We start from the raw sequence: 15289 nt of genomic DNA on the forward strand, positions 1-15289 counted from the left end.
TCAGGCGAGGGCGTCGAGCTTCCCGTGATGCTCGGCGAGCAGGTAGTAGAAGGTGAGCCGCGACTTGGCCCGGCTCGCCTTCATCGCCTCGCAGACGGACTTGATCGAGGCGTCGAGGCCGTCGCCGGACAGGCCGAGCTTCTTCTCCAGGAAGTTCTTGCGCACGGTCTCCAGCTCCGCCTTGTCGGAGCAGGCGACATAGCGCGTGTCGGGCTTCGACAGGACGAGTCGGTACGTCTTCTCCAGGCCGGCCACGGCGGCCTCGTTGACCGGCTTCTTCGCGTATTTCTTGACATCCTCGAGATGGTCCGACATCGCGGCGTCCTCCTTCTCAGCCGTGGGGCGAGCCTGTCCTCGCGGGCGGCCGTTCCAGAATGATACAATTCTTGGCTGTATGGCAGAGGCCGGGCGGTTCTTCCACAATAGATCGGCCCGCCCTCGCCGAGGACTGACTTTCCGGCTCCCCGACCGGGGAAGCACCAGCACAGCGTGCAGCCGGCATGGGAGGACGTGGCGACCGGGACGGGCGGGGCGCGGCGGCGCGGGACTGGCCCGCCCGGACGCTTCGTGCGACACCCGCCCCATGAAGATCGACGGCACCCCCTACCGCACCATCTTTCCCGATGCCGACGGCGTCTCGGTCCAGGTGATCGACCAGACCCGCCTGCCCTTCGCCTTCGAACTGAAGCGCCTCGCCACCCTGGAGGAGGCGGCGGATGCGATCCGCACCATGGTGGTGCGCGGCGCCCCGCTGATCGGCGTCACCGCCGCCTACGGGCTGGCCCTGGCCCTGCGCGCCGACGCCTCCGATGCCGGGCTCGACCAGGCGGTGGCGACGCTGACGGCCACCCGCCCGACTGCGATCAACCTGCGCTGGGCCCTCGACCGGGTCGCGGCCCATCTCCGCCCCCTCCCCCCGGGCCAGCGCGCCGCCCATGCCTATGCCGAGGCCGGCCGCATCGCCGAGGAGGACGTGGCGAGCTGCCGCGCCATCGGCGAGCACGGCGCCCGGCTCCTCGCCGAACTCGCGCAGGCGAAGGGCGGGCGGATCAACGTGCTGACCCATTGCAATGCCGGCTGGCTCGCCACCGTCGACTGGGGCACCGCCCTGGCGCCGATCTACGTGGCCCACGATGCCGGCGTGCCGGTCCATGTCTTCGTGGACGAGACCCGGCCCCGCAACCAGGGCGCGGCGCTCACCGCCTTCGAGCTCAACGCCCACGGGGTGCCCCACACCGTGATCGCCGACAATGCCGGCGGCCACCTGATGCAGCACGGCGAGATCGATGCCTGCATCGTCGGCTCGGACCGGACCACGGCCTCGGGCGACGTCTGCAACAAGATCGGCACCTATCTGAAGGCCCTCGCCGCCCGCGACAACGCCGTGCCCTTCTACGCCGCCCTGCCCTTCTCGACGATCGACTGGACCCTCGACGATGGCGTCGCCGGGATCCCGATCGAGGAGCGCGCGGCCCGGGAGGTCACCCACCTCACCGGCCGGCTCGACGGGGGCGGCTTCGCCACGATCCAGGTGGTCTCTCCCGGCAGCCCCGTGGCGAACCCGGCCTTCGACGTGACGCCGGCCCGCCTCGTCACCGGCATCATCACCGAGCGCGGCGTCTGCCCGGCCAGCGCAGAAGGCTTGCTCGCCCTCTATCCGGAGCGGCGCAGAGCGGCCTGACGCGACGACCGGAATGACAACTGGAAATCGTATCTATTGGCGCGTCGACCCGAGATTCTTTGCGAGTGAAAATACCTGAGATTGCCATCTGGGGTCCCGCGCCTCCGGCCTCGCCGGATCTGGTTGGCGCGTGTCGGCCGCTTCACGCGACGGTAAGTTGTCCTCGTTAAGAACCGAATCGCCGCCGCCGCGATCGCCGCCGATTGTTCCGGGACATTTCCTGCATGGCCCCCCTCCCGCCCAACGAGGCTGAACGGCTCGCGGTGCTGCGCAGCCTGCGCATCCTCGGCACGCCGCCGGAACCGCATTTCGACGCGGTCTGCCGGACGGTGGCGGCCCTGTTCTCGGTTCCGATCGCCACGGTGACGCTGGTCGACGCGGACCGGCAATGGTTCAAGGCGAAATGCGGCGTGAGCGGCGACGGCGATCCCCGGGAGGTCGCCCTCTGCGCCCACACGATCCTCGCGGACGAGGTCCTGGTGATCGAGGACGCGCAGGCGGATCCGCGCTTCGCCGACAACCCGCTGGTGACGGGGGCGCCCCATCTCCGGTTCTACGCGGGCGCGCCCCTCAGCCTCGCGCCCGGCCTGCGCCTGGGCACGCTCTGCGTCATCGACACCCGGCCCCGCCGCTTCTCCGAGGCCGAGCGCCGGCAATTGCAGGACATGGCGAGCGTCGTCGTCGCCCATCTGAAGCTCTACGAGGCCAACGCCGCCGGGGCGCAGGAGGCCGCCGCGCGGCACGCCGCCATCCTCGGGCAGCTCGCCGAGGGCGTGATCGTCACCGACGGGGCCGGCAGCATCTCCTTCGTCAACGAGGCCGCCGCGGCGATCCACGGCGTCCTGCGCCTCGACGTCGAGCCCGACGCCTATAGCGACACCTACCACCTCTACACCGAGGACGGCCGGCTCTACCCACCCCTCGACCTGCCCCTCGCCCGCGCGGTGCGGGGCGAGACCGTGCGGGATGCCCGCTGGCGCATCCTGCGCCCGGACGGCACCGAGGTGCTGGCCATCGGCTCGGCGCAGCCCCTGCGGGACGGGGCCGGCGCCCAGGTCGGCGCCGTGCTGACCCTGCGCGACGACACCCGGCGGGAGGCGGCGGAGCGCGACCTGCGCGACCTGAACGCGACGCTGGCCGAGCGGGTCGCCGCGCGCACCCGCGAGGCGCAGGCGGCCCAAGCCGTCGCCGAGGCGGCGAGCCGCGCCAAATCCGACTTCCTGGCCACGATGAGCCACGAGATCCGCACGCCCCTGAACGGCATCCTCGGCTATACCGACCTCCTGCTGGAGGAGCCCGGCCTCTCGGAGGCGGTGCGCCGCCACGGCGAGCGCATCCAGGCGGCGGGCTCCGCCCTGCTCACCATCGTCAACGACATCCTCGACTTCTCGCGGGTCGAGGCCGGCCGGATCGACCTCGTCTGCGAGCCCTTCGCCCTCGGCAAGCTCGTCGACGAGGCGGCGGCGATCGTGCGCACCGGGGCCGAGCGCAAGGGGCTCGACCTGACCGCCCGGGTCGAGATCGACCCCGCCCTCCACACCGCCGGCTTCCTCGGCGACCGGGACCGGCTGCGCCAGGTGCTGCTGAACCTGCTCAACAACGCCATCAAGTTCACGCCCGCGGGCGGCGTCCTGCTCTCCGCCACCGCCGCGGGCGACGGGGACGGCCGGGCGTGGCTGCGCTTCTGCGTGCAGGATACCGGCATCGGCGTGCCCGCGGCCAAGCAGCACCTGCTCTTCGAGCGCTTCAGCCAGGTCGACGGCACCATCCAGCGGGAATATGGCGGCACCGGCCTCGGCCTCGCCATCTCCAAGCGGCTGATCGAGCGGATGGGCGGCCGGATCGGCGTCGACAGCTGCGAGGGCCGGGGCTCGACCTTCTGGTTCGAGCTCGCCCTGCCGCTCGCGGCGCGCGCGCTGGCCGCGCCCGCCGCCTCGGGACGGGCCACGGCGCCGGCATGCCGCCGCCTGCTCCTCGTCGAGGACAATCCCCTGAACCAGGAACTGGCGCTGGCGGTCCTCGAACTCGCCGGGCACCGGGTCGACGTCGCCGCGAGCGGCGCCGCGGCGATCGCCGCGGTGCAGGCGCGCGCCTACGACCTCGTCCTGATGGACGTGCAGATGCCCGGCATGAACGGCATGGCGGCGACCCGCGCCATCCGCGCCTTGGCCCATCCGAGCGCCGGCCTCCCCATCGTCGCGATGACGGCGAACGTGCTGCCGGAGGAGATCGCGGCGATCCGCGAGGCCGGCATGCAGGACCATATCGGCAAGCCGTTCAAGCGCGACGCCCTCCACGCCATCGTCGCGCGCTGGGCGCTGAAGCGGCCCGAAGCGGCCTCCGCGCCGCGCAGCCAGCTCGATCGCGGCGTCTTCGACGAGGTGGCCGAGATGATGGGGCGGGAGCAGGTCAACCGCCTGCTCGGCACCCTCGCGGAGGAATTGCAGAAGCGCCTCGGCGAGGAGGGCGCCCTGCCCGATCGCGCGCTCCTCGCCTACGGCGCCCATGCCATGGTCTCGGCGACCGGCCTGCTCGGCTTCCGGGAACTGGCGCAGCTCTGCCGCGAGGTCGAGACCGCCTGCGTCTCGGGGGCCGATTACGGCGCGCTGGTCGAGCGCCTGCACGCGACCCGGCGCGCGGCGATCCACGAGATCCGGCGGCTGCAGGCGGCCTGACCGCGGGCGCGGCCCGCTTCGTCCCGCGCCTTAACCGTCTTTCGACGTCCCGCGCCATGCCGCGGAATGCGTCCCTGTCCGGGATCGTCCTTGTTCTGTCGGGCGGCCTCGGGACCGCGCCGGTTTCGGACGGTTCGCGAGGGAGGGATGCGATGGAGATCGCCCGGTTGCTGCACATGTTCGGCGCGCCGGTGCTGGCCCTGTTCGGCGGGGTGGGCCTGCGCGCGGCGGGGCGCCTGATGCCGGGGCTCGGCCAGGACAGGGGCACCGTCGATTTCGCCGACGCCCCGCCCCCGTGCCGGCCCTACCGGCCCGAGCCGGCGCGCATCCTCTCCGGCGATCCGGCCCAGACGGTCAGCTTCGTCTACCGGAACGCGGATGGCAGCGTCTCGGCGGGCATCTGGACCTGCCAGCCGGGCAAGTGGCGCATCGATTTCGAGCAGGACGAGTTCGTGCACATCCTGGAGGGCGAGGTGGTGGTCACCGACGGGGACGGCCGGGCCAAGACCTACCGGGCCGGCGACGCCTTCGTGACGCCCGCGGGTTTTTCCGGCACCTGGGACGTGCGGAGGCCGGTGAAGAAGCACTTCAGCCTCGGCGGGCCGCCGGCCGCGGCCGCCTGAGGCGGCCCCGGATCAGGCCAGCTCCCGCACCACCACCTTGCCCCGTTCGGTCGAGAGCGCGAGCCGCCCCGCCTTGAGGGCGAGGGCCTTCTCGCCGAACAGGGTGCGGCGCCAGCCGTGCAGCAGCGGCACGTCGGCCGCGTCGTCGTCGGCCACCGCCTCGAGGTCGTCCACCGTGGCGATGATCTTGGGCGCGACGCCCTCGGCCTCAGCCACCGCCTTGAGCAGCACCTTCAGGAGCTCGGTCACGGCGCCGTTGTTGCCCCGGGCCCGGCCGCGCTCCGGCATGCGGATGCCGGCGAGGTCCCGCGCCATGCCGCGCTCCACCGCGGCGAGGATCTCGCTGCCCGTGCGCGAGCGCTCGAAGCCCGCCGGGATGCTGCGCAGGCGCCCGAGCGCCTCGACGCTGCGGGGCAGGCTGGAGGCGATGTCGATCACCGCCTCGTCCTTGAGGATGCGCCCGCGGGGCACGTTGCGGCCCTGGGCCTCCGCCTCGCGCCAGCCGGCGACCTCCATCAGCACCGCGATCTCCCGCGGCTTGCGCAGGCGGCCGGAGAGGCGCTTCCAGGCATCGGCGGGATCGGCCCGGTAGGTGTCGGGCGAGGTCAGCACCGCCATCTCCTCGTCGAGCCAGAGGCCGCGGTCGGTCCGCAGCAGCTCGCCGGCGAGCACCTCGTAGATCTTCACGAGATGGGTGACGTCGGAGAGCGCGTATTCCAGCTGCGCGTCGGTGAGGGGGCGGCGCGACCAGTCGGTGAAACGGGAGGACTTGTCGATCTTGGCCTTGGCCAGGTCGTTGACGAGCTGCTCGTAGGAGACCGAATCCCCGTAGCCGCAGACCATGGCCGCGACCTGCGTGTCGAAGAACGGGTGCGGCAGCAGCCCGCCCAGCATCCAGACGATCTCGAGATCCTGCCGGGCCGAGTGGAACACCTTCACGGTGCCCTCATGCGCCATCAGGTCCACGAAGGGCTTGAGGTCGATGCCCGGCGCCAGCGGGTCCACCAGGGCGGCCGACCCGTCCGGCCCCGCCATCTGGATCAGGCAGAGCTTGGGATAATAGGTCGTCTCGCGCATGAACTCCGTGTCGACGGTCACGAAGGGCTGGGCGGCGAAACCTGCACAGGCTTCCGCCAGGGCCTGCGTGGTCGAGATCAGATTCATGCCCCGGCTATACCGAAGGTTTCGCGCCGTCGCGAGGTTTGCGCGCAGCGATCACCGGAATTCGTCATGTCTCTCACGCAGCCTGCCGCGCCGGCGCCTGCGGGGGCGCGGCAGGCTTCCGGCGGCGGCGCTGGGCCCGGGCCCGGGCGAGCAGCCAGTCGAGGATGCCCGTCTCCAGCCGCGTCCCGGTCTCCGGCTCGACCAGGCGGCGGATCCGGTCCGCCCGCAGGCCCCGGTAGAGCCCGTGGCGCCGGTCGATGCCGCCGAGCAGGGTGCGCCCCGGCCCGAGCTTGAGCTCGCGCGCGTCGAGGAGGCGCGTGCTCCAGGCGCCGCGGGAATCCTCGTAGACGATCTCGAAGAGGCCTTCGAGGGGGAGAGCCTGCCAGCCCGCCGGGGCGGCGCGGGCACCGGGGGACGGCAGCCCGGAGACGTCGAGAAAATCGTGGAATTTCATGCGCTTGATATGGGGATTCTCATCCTCTGTCACAAGCGTGGCCGTCGTCTTCCGACCCCCTCCTCCGCCGGCCCGGGCGCCGCCTCGGCCGCCCGGCGGGAGGCCCTCCGCAAGTCTGCTCCGAAGCTCTGGGTTGACTTGCCGGTTGACTTGCCCGCCCTCCCGTGAATGGTGCCGGCCTCGTTTCCGAGAGCCCGTCATGCACCGTTACCGTTCCCACACCTGCGGGGCGCTCCGCCCGTCCGATGTCGGGCAGACCGTCCGCCTCTCCGGCTGGTGCCACCGCATCCGCGACCATGGCGGCGTGCTGTTCATCGACCTGCGCGATCATTACGGCCTGACGCAGTGCGTGGTGGATTCCGATTCCAAGGCCTTCCCGCTCGCCGAGACCGTGCGCTCGGAATGGGTGATCCGCCTCGACGGCCGCGTGCGCCAGCGCCCCGCCGGCACCGAGAACCCGGAGCTGCCGACCGGCCAGATCGAGGTCTATCTCGACGAGATCGAGGTGCTCGGCCCCGCGGGCGAACTGCCCCTGCCGGTCTTCGGCGACCAGGAATATCCGGAGGAGACGCGGCTCAAGTACCGCTTCCTGGACCTGCGCCGGGAGAAGCTGCACGCCAACATCATGAAGCGCGGCGCGATCATCGACTCGCTCCGCCGCCGCATGCGCGAGGGCGGCTTCTTCGAGTTCCAGACGCCGATCCTGACCGCGTCGAGCCCCGAGGGCGCGCGCGACTATCTGGTCCCCTCCCGCGTCCACCCCGGCAAGTTCTACGCGCTGCCGCAGGCCCCGCAGCAGTTCAAGCAGCTGACGATGATCGCGGGCTTCGACCGCTACTTCCAGATCGCGCCCTGCTTCCGCGACGAGGATGCCCGCGCCGACCGCTCCCCGGGCGAGTTCTACCAGCTCGATATCGAGATGAGCTTCGTCACGCAGGAGGACGTGTTCCAGGCGGTGGAGCCGGTTTTGCGCGGCGTGTTCGAGGAATTCGCCGACGGCTGGCGGGTGACCAAGGCATTCCCGCGCATCCCCTATGCCGAGGCCATGCTGAAATACGGCGTCGACAAGCCGGACCTGCGCAACCCCCTCATCATCGCCGACGTGACGGACGAGTTCGGCGAGGACGCGGTCGAGTTCAAGGCGTTCAAGGGCGTGATCAAGTCGGGCGGCGTGGTCCGCGCGATCCCCGCCACCGGCGCGGCCAGCCAGCCCCGCTCCTTCTTCGACAAGCTCAACGACTGGGCGCGCTCCGAGGGCGCCCCGGGGCTCGGCTACGTCGTCTTCGAGGAGGAGGGCGGCCAGCTTACCGGCAAGGGCCCGATCGCCAAGTTCATCCCCGCGGAGATCCAGGCCCGGATCGCGGCCAAGGCCGGCGCCAAGGCGGGCGACGCGGTGTTCTTCGCCGCCGGCCCCGAGGCCAAGGCGGCGGCGCTCGCCGGCAAGGCCCGCATCCGCATCGGCGACGATCTGGGCCTCTGCGACAAGGACCAGTTCGCCTTCTGCTGGATCACCGACTTCCCGATGTACGAGTGGAACGAGGACGAGAAGCGGATCGACTTCTCCCACAACCCGTTCTCGATGCCGAATTTCGACCGGGACGCCTTCCTGGCCCTCGGCGAGGAGGACGCGGAAAAGATCCTCGGCATCAAGGCGTTCCAGTACGACATCGTCTGCAACGGCATCGAGCTCTCCTCGGGCGCGATCCGGAACCATCGCCCCGACGTGATGGAGAAGGCCTTCGCCATCGCCGGCTACGGACGTGACGTGCTCGAGGCGAAGTTCGGCGGCATGCTGAACGCCCTGCGCATGGGCGCCCCGCCCCACGGCGGCATCGCGCCCGGCGTCGACCGCATCGTGATGCTGCTCTGCCACGAGCCCAACATCCGCGAGGTCGTGCTCTACCCGATGAACCAGCGCGCCGAGGACCTGATGATGGGCGCGCCCTCCGAGGCGACCCCGAAGCAGCTGCGCGAGCTGCATATCCGCCTGAACCTGCCCGAGAAGAAGGGGTAGTCCCGGAAGCCCTCCCCCGCGGTTCCGGTCGACCGGTTCGATCCCGGCGGGCCTTTCCTCCCCCTCGCCCGGGGGCGAGGAGAGGCGCTCCATCCAGCACGGCGCAGAGCCTGACCCCGAGAGCCCCGGAAGGGGGAGGGATCGACCGGTGCGGCCAGGAGACCCCGGCATGTCCCTCACCGCCATCGTCGTCGCCCATGACAGCGCCGAGGTCCTGCCGGACTGCCTCGGCGCCCTCGCCCGCGAAGAGATCCCGGCCATCGTCGTCGACAATGCGAGCCGCGACGGCTCGGTGGCGGTGGCGCGGGCGCACGGCGCGCGGGTGATCCGCAACGACCGCAACGAGGGCTATGGCCGGGCCAACAATCGCGGCGTGCGCGCCGCCGAGGGGGCGAGCCACGTCCTCATCCTGAACCCGGATCTCGTGCTGCAGCCGGGCGCCGCCGCCGCCCTCCGCGCCGCCGCGGCCGCCTGGCCCGATGCCGGGCTGCTGGCCCCGCGCATCCACGAGCCGGACGGGCGTTTCTTCTACCAGCCGCGCTCCCTGCTCGCCCCCTACCTCACCAACCCGAAGGGGGTTCGGGCCTATCCCGAGGGCGATGCCTGCGCGCCCTTCCTGTCCGGCGCCTGCCTGATGGCGGAGCGCGCCTTCTTCCTCGATCTCGGCGGCTTCGACGAGGCGATCTTCCTGTTCTACGAGGACGACGACCTCTGCCGGCGGGTGGCGGAGGCGGGGCGCGCTTTGGTCCATGTCCACGGGGCGGTGGCCCTGCACGGGCGCGGGCGCTCCTCGGCGCCGGAGCCCGGCCGGGTCTTCCGCAGCCGCTGGCATCAGGCCTGGTCGCGGGCCTACGTGTCGCGCAAATACGGGCTGCCGGACCCGAGCCTCGGCATGCTCGCGGTCAACGCGCCCAAGGCCGCGCTCTCGGCGCTGGTGCTGCGGCGGGCCGGCATGGAGCGCTACGGCGGCTCGGCGGCCGGGGCGCTGGCGGCCCTGCGCGGCCGGGGGGCGCTGGCCCGGGAGGGGCTCGACCATGCGCGCTGAGACCGTCGCGGAGGCGCTCGCCCGGCCGCATAACGGCTTCTCCGCCCTGCGCCTCGCCCTGGCGCTCGCCGTCGTCGTCTCCCACGCCTTCAGCGTGACCACGGGGATCGGCCTCGACGAACCCCTGGCGCGCTCCACCGGCTTCACCCTCGGCGAGCATGCGGTGAACGGCTTCTTCGCCGTCTCGGGCTTCCTCGTCACCATGAGCTTCGACCGGCGGGGCTGGCGCGACTACGTCTTCGCCCGGGCTTTGCGCATCCTGCCGGGCCTGGTGGCGGCGACGCTCGTCGCCGGCCTCGTCCTCGGCCCCGCCCTGACGCGGCTGCCGGTGGGCGAGTACCTCGCCGCGCCGGACCTGCGCCGCTTCCTCACCGGCACCCTCCTCAGCCTCAAGAGCAACACCGCCCTGCCGGGGGTGTTCGAGGGCAATCCCTATCGCAGCCCCCTCGGCACGGTCTGGACCCTGAAATACGAGGTGATCTGCTATTGCGGCGTGCTCGCCGCGGGGCTCCTCGGCGCGTTCAGGGCCCGCTGGCCCGTGGCCCTGCTGGCGGCTGGCCTCGCCCTGGGGCTCGTCGGGGCCGAGATCGCCCATCCGGACCTTCCCAAGCACATCGAGACGAGCCTGCGCCTGCCCTTGATCTTCGCCGCGGGCGCCGCCCTCTATCTCTGGCGCGCCAGGGTCCGGCTCGTCGCCTGGCCCCTGCTCCTGCTCGCCCTCGCCCCGCTGCTCCAGGGAACGCCGTTCTACCGGGCGACCCTGTTCCTGGCGGAGAGCTACGCGGCGATCTGGCTCGGCCTCGCGCCCTTCCTCGGCCGCGCCCTCCTCGACCCGCCGGCAGACCTCTCCTACGGGGTCTATCTCTACGGCTGGCCGATCCAGCAGACGCTGCACGCCCTGGTCCCGGCCCTGTCCGCCTCCGTCCTGCTCGGGCCCTCGCTGGTCCTCGCCCTGCTCGTCGCGGCCCTGTCCTGGTATGCGGTCGAGAAGCCGGCCCTGCGGATCAAGGCCCGCGCCATGGGCCGGCGCACCCTCGGCACGATCGAGCCGGCCGGGCCGTGAGGCGAGGCCCGTGAGCGCCCTGTCCCCGGAGGCCGCGCGGGCGCTGGCCCTGCGCCTCCTCGAAGCCGAGGGCTTCGCCCTCGCCGCCTGCAACGAGCGCGGCGACAGCCTCTACCTGACCCGCCCCGGCGAGGACTGGTCCCTGCGCGTCTCGAACCATGCGCGCCGGCCGAAGCAGCGGCGCGGCCATCCCGAGGTGCTGGCGAGCCTGATCCTGCGCACGCCCAAGACCGCGCCGCAGGTCGCGGCGATGGTCGCCGCCGCGATCCGCGATTTTTCGGCGATGCGGCTCCGAAGGAGCGCGCCGGCCGATCAGGCCTCCGCGGAATCGTCCCGGAAATAGGGCTCGACGCTGCCCTTCAGCTTCACCGTCATCGGGTTGCCGGCCCGGTCGAGGGCCTTGCCGGCGGAGAGGCGCACCCAGCCCTCGCTGACGCAATATTCCTCGACATTGGTCTTCTCGACGCCCTTGAAGCGGATGCCGACCCCGCGGGCCAGCGCGGCCTCGTCGTAGAAGGGGCTGTTCGGGTTCACCGAGAGGCGGTCGGGGGGCGTGTCGGACATGGCGGCGTGACTTCCTGGCGGACGAGCCGGCCGGTTACGGCAATCGAGCCGGACGGGCAATGCCGCTCGGGGGCAGGCGTCGCGATCTTGATATCGATCGGCTGCTATGATGGCATGGCTGTCCTCGCGCCGGGATGCCATCGATGCGCTCCGTCACCATTCGCAATATTCCCGAGGACGTCCACCGTGCGCTGCGGGTCCGGGCCGCGCGGCACGGGCGCAGCACCGAGGCCGAGATCCGGGACATCCTCGAGCAGGCGGCCAAGCCCGAAGGCCGCCTGAAACTCGGTTCGCTGCTGACCTCCATCGCCCGCGAGGCCGGACCCTTGTCGGAGGAAGAGGCGGAGAATTTCGATCAGCTTCGCGACAGGAAGCCGGTCGAGCCGCTCCGCTTCGAATGATCGTCCTCGACACCAACGTCATTTCCGAATTGTGGAGGGTGGTGCCCGATCCCGCCGTGCGGGCTTGGATCGATGCCCAGGTCGTCGAGACCCTCTACCTCTCGGCCGTCACCGTTGCCGAACTCCGTCTCGGCATCGCGGTGATGTCGGCCGGCAAGCGGCAGAGGACCTATCGGGATCGGCTGGAGCGGGAGGTGCTGCCTGCCTTTGCCGGTCGCGTGCTTCCCTTCGACCTCGATGCCGCGCGGCATTACGCGGACTTCATGGCACAGGCGAAGACGGCGGGACGGGCAATTGCCCAGGCAGACGGCCACATCGCGGCCATCGCCGCGGCACGGGGCTTCATCGTCGCCAGCCGCGACACGAGCCCGTTCGAGGCCGCCGGGGTGAGAGTCGTCGATCCCTGGAAAGCCGCGGCATGAGATGAGGGGCGCGTGACGGCGCCCCGCAGGCCAGGCTCTTACGTTGCCCTCGCCGCCCGCGCCGCCGCGACGACCTCCTCCACCCGTCCGCTCTGGAGCAGCGGGACCCAGCGCGTCACCGTCTCGTGCGGAAACGCCCACCAGGCCGTCTCGACCAGGGCCGCCACCGTCGCCGGGTCGAAGCGCATCCGCACCACCCGGGCGGGGTTGCCGGCCACCACCGCATAGGCCGGCACGTCGCGGGTGACGACGGCCCGGGCCGCCACCACGGCGCCGTGGCCGATGGTGACGCCGGACAGGATCATGCAGCCCGAGCCGAGCCAGACGTCGTTCCCGATCGTCACGTCGCCCCGGGAGGCATGGTAATCCTCGGGCGCCTGCGCCTCCGGCCAGAGCCCGCGCATCGCCGCGAAGGGATAGGTCGAGACCCAGTCCAGGCGGTGGTCGCCGCCGAGCAGGATCTCGACCTTGTCGGCGATGGAACAATAGCGGCCGATCGTCAGGCGGCGCCCCGATTCGGGGAAACGCACCTTCGGACGGCCGTAAGAATAAGCGCCGATTGAGAAATTCCAGCGCTTGGCGAGTTTTTCGAGATGCCGCCGCGTCTCGTTGTGCGGGTTGCGCCCCCGCTTCAGGCGTTGCAACAGAGCCTTCAACGATGCGGGTCCCGCCTTGAGCGCAGGGCCGGCGCAGGCGCACGACCCGGAGAGGATGCCGAAGCGATGGCCGAAAACATGTCCGAGGACCTGAAATCCGGCGCGCTCGTCTACCACCGCCTGCCGAAGCCCGGGAAGCTCGAGATCCAGGCGACGAAGCCCCTGGGCAACCAGCGCGACCTCGCCCTCGCCTATTCCCCGGGGGTGGCCGCCGCCTGCATGGCGATCCACGACGACCCGCAGGAGGCCGCGACCCTCACCATCCGCCAGAACCTGGTGGCCGTGCTCTCGAACGGCACCGCCGTGCTCGGCCTCGGCGATATCGGCCCGCTGGCCTCGAAGCCGGTGATGGAGGGCAAGGCCGTCCTCTTCAAGAAGTTCGCCGGCATCGACGTGTTCGACATCGAGGTGAACGAGAAGGAGGTCGACAAGCTCGTCGACGTCGTCTGCGCCCTGGAGCCGACCTTCGGCGGCATCAACCTGGAGGACATCAAGGCCCCCGAGTGCTTCGAGGTGGAGGAGCGCTGCCGGGAGCGGATGAACATCCCGGTCTTCCACGACGACCAGCACGGCACGGCGATCATCGTTGCGGCCGCGGTGCTCAACGGCCTCGAGTTCGCGGGCAAGAAGCTGGAGGACGCCAAGATCGTCACCTCCGGCGCGGGCGCGGCGGCGCTGGCCTGCCTCAACCTGCTCGTCTCCCTCGGCGCCCGGGTCGAGAACATCACGGTCACCGACATCAAGGGCGTGGTCTACAAGGGCCGGCCCGAGCTGATGGACCGCTGGAAGAACGTCTATGCCAAGGAGACCGAGGCACGGACGCTGGCCGAGGTGATCCCCGGGGCCGACATCTTCATCGGCCTCTCGGCGGGCGGCGTGCTCAAGCCCGAATACCTGGAGAAGATGGCCGAGAAGCCGCTGATCATGGCGCTCGCCAACCCCTATCCGGAGATCATGCCCGATCTCGCCGAGAAGGCCCGCCCGGACGCGATGATCTGCACCGGGCGCTCGGACTTCCCGAACCAGGTCAACAACGTCCTCTGCTTCCCCTACATCTTCCGCGGCGCGCTCGATGTCGGCGCGAGCAAGATCAACGAGGAGATGAAGAAGGCGGCCGTGAAGGCGATCGCCGCGCTCGCCCGCGAGACGCCCTCGGACGTGGTCGCCCGCGCCTATGGCGGCGAGGCCCGACCCTTCGGCCCCCGCTCCCTGATCCCGAGCCCGTTCGACCCGCGCCTGATCCTGCGCATCGCCCCCGCCGTGGCCAAGGCCGCGATGGAGTCCGGCGTCGCCGGGCGCCCGCTCGAGAACATCCAGGCCTATACCGAGTCGCTCGACCGCTTCGTGCACCGCTCCGGCTTCATCATGAAGCCGCTCTTCTCCAAGGCGAAGGAGGCCCCGAAGCGGGTCATCTACGCCGAGGGCGAGGACGAGCGCGTGCTGCGCGCGGCGCAGGTGGTGGTCGAGGACGGGGTGGCCAAGCCCATCCTGGTCGGCCGTCCCCGGGTGATCGAGACCCGGATCAAGCGCTTCGGCCTGTCCCTGCGCCAGGGCGAGCATTTCGACCTGATCGATCCCGAGGACGATCCCCGCTACCGCGCCTATGTCGCGACCTATCTCGAGGTCGCCGGCCGGCGCGGCATCACCCCGGATCTCGCCCGCACCCTGGTGCGCACCAACAACACGGTGATCGGCGCCCTGGCCGTGCGCCGCGGCGAGGCGGATGCCCTGATCTGCGGCCTGGAGGGCCGGTTCGAGACGCGCCTGCGGGTGATCCGCGACATCATCGGCCTGAGCCCGGGCGTGCTCGACTTCGCCGCGATGAGCCTGATCGTGACGAAGAAGGGGGCCTATTTCCTCGCCGACACCCATGTCCGCCCGAACCCCTCGGCGGAGGAGATCGCGGACGTGGCCGTCGCCTGCGCCGACCACGTCACCCGCTTCGGGCTGACGCCGAAGATCGCGCTGCTCAGCCACTCGGATTTCGGCCAGTCGGACAGCGAGTCGGCCCGCAAGATGCGCAGCGCCCTCGACCTGATCCATACCCGCGCGCCCCAGCTCCAGGCGGAGGGCGAGATGCAGGCCGATTGTGCCCTGTCCGAGCTGATCCGCGACCGGGTGCTGCCGAATTCGAACCTGAAGGGAGCGGCCAACGTGCTGATCTTCCCCAACCTCGACTCGGCCAACATCTCCTTCCAGTTCGCCAAGGTGCTGGCCGATGCCCTGCCGGTCGGCCCGCTGCTGATCGGCCCGGCCAAGCCCGCCCACATCCTCACCCCCTCGGTGACGGCCCGCGGCATCGTCAATGTCACGGCGGCGGCGGTGGTGGAGGCCCAGGCGAGCGACACCGCCCTCCTGACCGACGCTGCCGAGCCGGGGGCGGGGCCGATCTCGGAGTAATCCGAGGCTTCGGGGCGGGATCCGCGCAGACTCCGGCTTGCCGCTTGTGTGCGCTGCAATAAGCTGAGGTCCCGCCCTCGAAAAGCGAATCGGTCGATCATGCTTCGCGCAGGCTCCGCGTTCGGTA

Annotated in this window: 15 protein-coding genes; 10 read left to right on the forward strand and 5 right to left on the reverse strand. The window is 71.1% G+C overall.

Annotated elements, in window-relative coordinates:
- Positions 1–315, reverse strand: coding sequence for a DUF2853 family protein (locus MMB17_RS20825; RefSeq protein WP_238310771.1), 315 nt, complete (start codon positions 313–315; stop codon positions 1–3).
- 268 nt (positions 316–583) lie between these two features.
- Between MMB17_RS20825 and mtnA the strand changes: the two genes are divergently transcribed.
- The 3 genes from mtnA to MMB17_RS20840 all read left to right on the forward strand — a co-directional run bounded on the left by mtnA (position 584) and on the right by MMB17_RS20840 (position 4979).
- On the forward strand, positions 584–1681 hold the full coding sequence (mtnA, locus tag MMB17_RS20830) for an S-methyl-5-thioribose-1-phosphate isomerase (protein ID WP_241100136.1): 1098 nt from the start codon (positions 584–586) through the stop codon (positions 1679–1681).
- Positions 1682–1905: 224 nt separating this feature from the next.
- A complete protein-coding gene (locus MMB17_RS20835; RefSeq protein ID WP_241100137.1) occupies positions 1906–4356 on the forward strand; it encodes a hybrid sensor histidine kinase/response regulator in 2451 nt (816 codons plus the stop codon).
- Between the two features lie 152 nt (positions 4357–4508).
- Entirely contained in the window at positions 4509–4979 is a 471-nt protein-coding gene (locus MMB17_RS20840; RefSeq protein WP_241100138.1) for a cupin domain-containing protein, read from the forward strand.
- Between the two features lie 12 nt (positions 4980–4991).
- Here the strand turns inward: MMB17_RS20840 and rnd are convergent, their stop codons facing one another.
- A complete protein-coding gene (gene rnd, locus MMB17_RS20845) occupies positions 4992–6143 on the reverse strand; it encodes a ribonuclease D (RefSeq protein WP_241100139.1) in 1152 nt (383 codons plus the stop codon).
- Positions 6144–6216: 73 nt separating this feature from the next.
- Positions 6217–6597 carry a hypothetical protein gene (locus MMB17_RS20850; RefSeq protein WP_241100140.1) on the reverse strand — a complete coding sequence of 127 codons (381 nt, stop codon included), beginning with the start codon at positions 6595–6597 and terminating at the stop codon, positions 6217–6219.
- Between the two features lie 199 nt (positions 6598–6796).
- Here MMB17_RS20850 and aspS point away from each other — a divergent pair, with 199 nt between their 5' ends.
- The 4 genes from aspS to MMB17_RS20870 all read left to right on the forward strand — a co-directional run bounded on the left by aspS (position 6797) and on the right by MMB17_RS20870 (position 11062).
- Positions 6797–8611, forward strand: a complete 1815-nt coding sequence (gene aspS, locus MMB17_RS20855; protein WP_238310765.1) for an aspartate--tRNA ligase — start codon at positions 6797–6799, stop codon at positions 8609–8611.
- A gap of 169 nt (positions 8612–8780) precedes the next feature.
- Positions 8781–9656, forward strand: coding sequence for a glycosyltransferase family 2 protein (locus tag MMB17_RS20860; RefSeq protein WP_238310764.1), 876 nt, complete (start codon positions 8781–8783; stop codon positions 9654–9656).
- Positions 9646–10719, forward strand: a complete 1074-nt coding sequence (locus MMB17_RS20865; RefSeq protein ID WP_241100141.1) for an acyltransferase family protein — start codon at positions 9646–9648, stop codon at positions 10717–10719. Before MMB17_RS20860 ends, MMB17_RS20865 begins: the two co-directional genes overlap by 11 nt.
- 10 nt (positions 10720–10729) lie before the next feature.
- Positions 10730–11062, forward strand: coding sequence for a hypothetical protein (locus tag MMB17_RS20870; protein ID WP_241100142.1), 333 nt, complete (start codon positions 10730–10732; stop codon positions 11060–11062).
- On the opposite strand, the gene MMB17_RS20875 is transcribed toward MMB17_RS20870, so the two are convergent.
- Complete coding sequence (locus MMB17_RS20875; RefSeq protein WP_238310761.1) at positions 11032–11283, reverse strand: DUF3297 family protein; 252 nt, start codon at positions 11281–11283, stop codon at positions 11032–11034. The two genes, MMB17_RS20870 and MMB17_RS20875, sit on opposite strands and share 31 nt — an antisense overlap.
- Before the next feature lie 143 nt (positions 11284–11426).
- Here MMB17_RS20875 and MMB17_RS20880 point away from each other — a divergent pair, with 143 nt between their 5' ends.
- A complete protein-coding gene (locus MMB17_RS20880; protein WP_238310760.1) occupies positions 11427–11684 on the forward strand; it encodes a FitA-like ribbon-helix-helix domain-containing protein in 258 nt (85 codons plus the stop codon).
- Complete coding sequence (locus MMB17_RS20885) at positions 11681–12106, forward strand: type II toxin-antitoxin system VapC family toxin (protein ID WP_241100143.1); 426 nt, start codon at positions 11681–11683, stop codon at positions 12104–12106. Before MMB17_RS20880 ends, MMB17_RS20885 begins: the two co-directional genes overlap by 4 nt.
- A 38-nt stretch (positions 12107–12144) precedes the next feature.
- On the opposite strand, the gene MMB17_RS20890 is transcribed toward MMB17_RS20885, so the two are convergent.
- Entirely contained in the window at positions 12145–12750 is a 606-nt protein-coding gene (locus MMB17_RS20890; RefSeq protein WP_241100144.1) for a CatB-related O-acetyltransferase, read from the reverse strand.
- A gap of 78 nt (positions 12751–12828) precedes the next feature.
- On the opposite strand from MMB17_RS20890, the gene MMB17_RS20895 reads away from it, so the two are divergent.
- Positions 12829–15162 (forward strand): NADP-dependent malic enzyme, encoded by a 2334-nt coding sequence (locus MMB17_RS20895; RefSeq protein WP_241100145.1) that lies wholly within the window; start codon positions 12829–12831, stop codon positions 15160–15162.
- Positions 15163–15289 lie beyond the last annotated feature (127 nt).

The sequence above is a fragment of the Methylobacterium organophilum genome (genome assembly GCF_022533465.1).
Taxonomy (GTDB): Bacteria; Pseudomonadota; Alphaproteobacteria; order Rhizobiales; family Beijerinckiaceae; genus Methylobacterium; species Methylobacterium organophilum.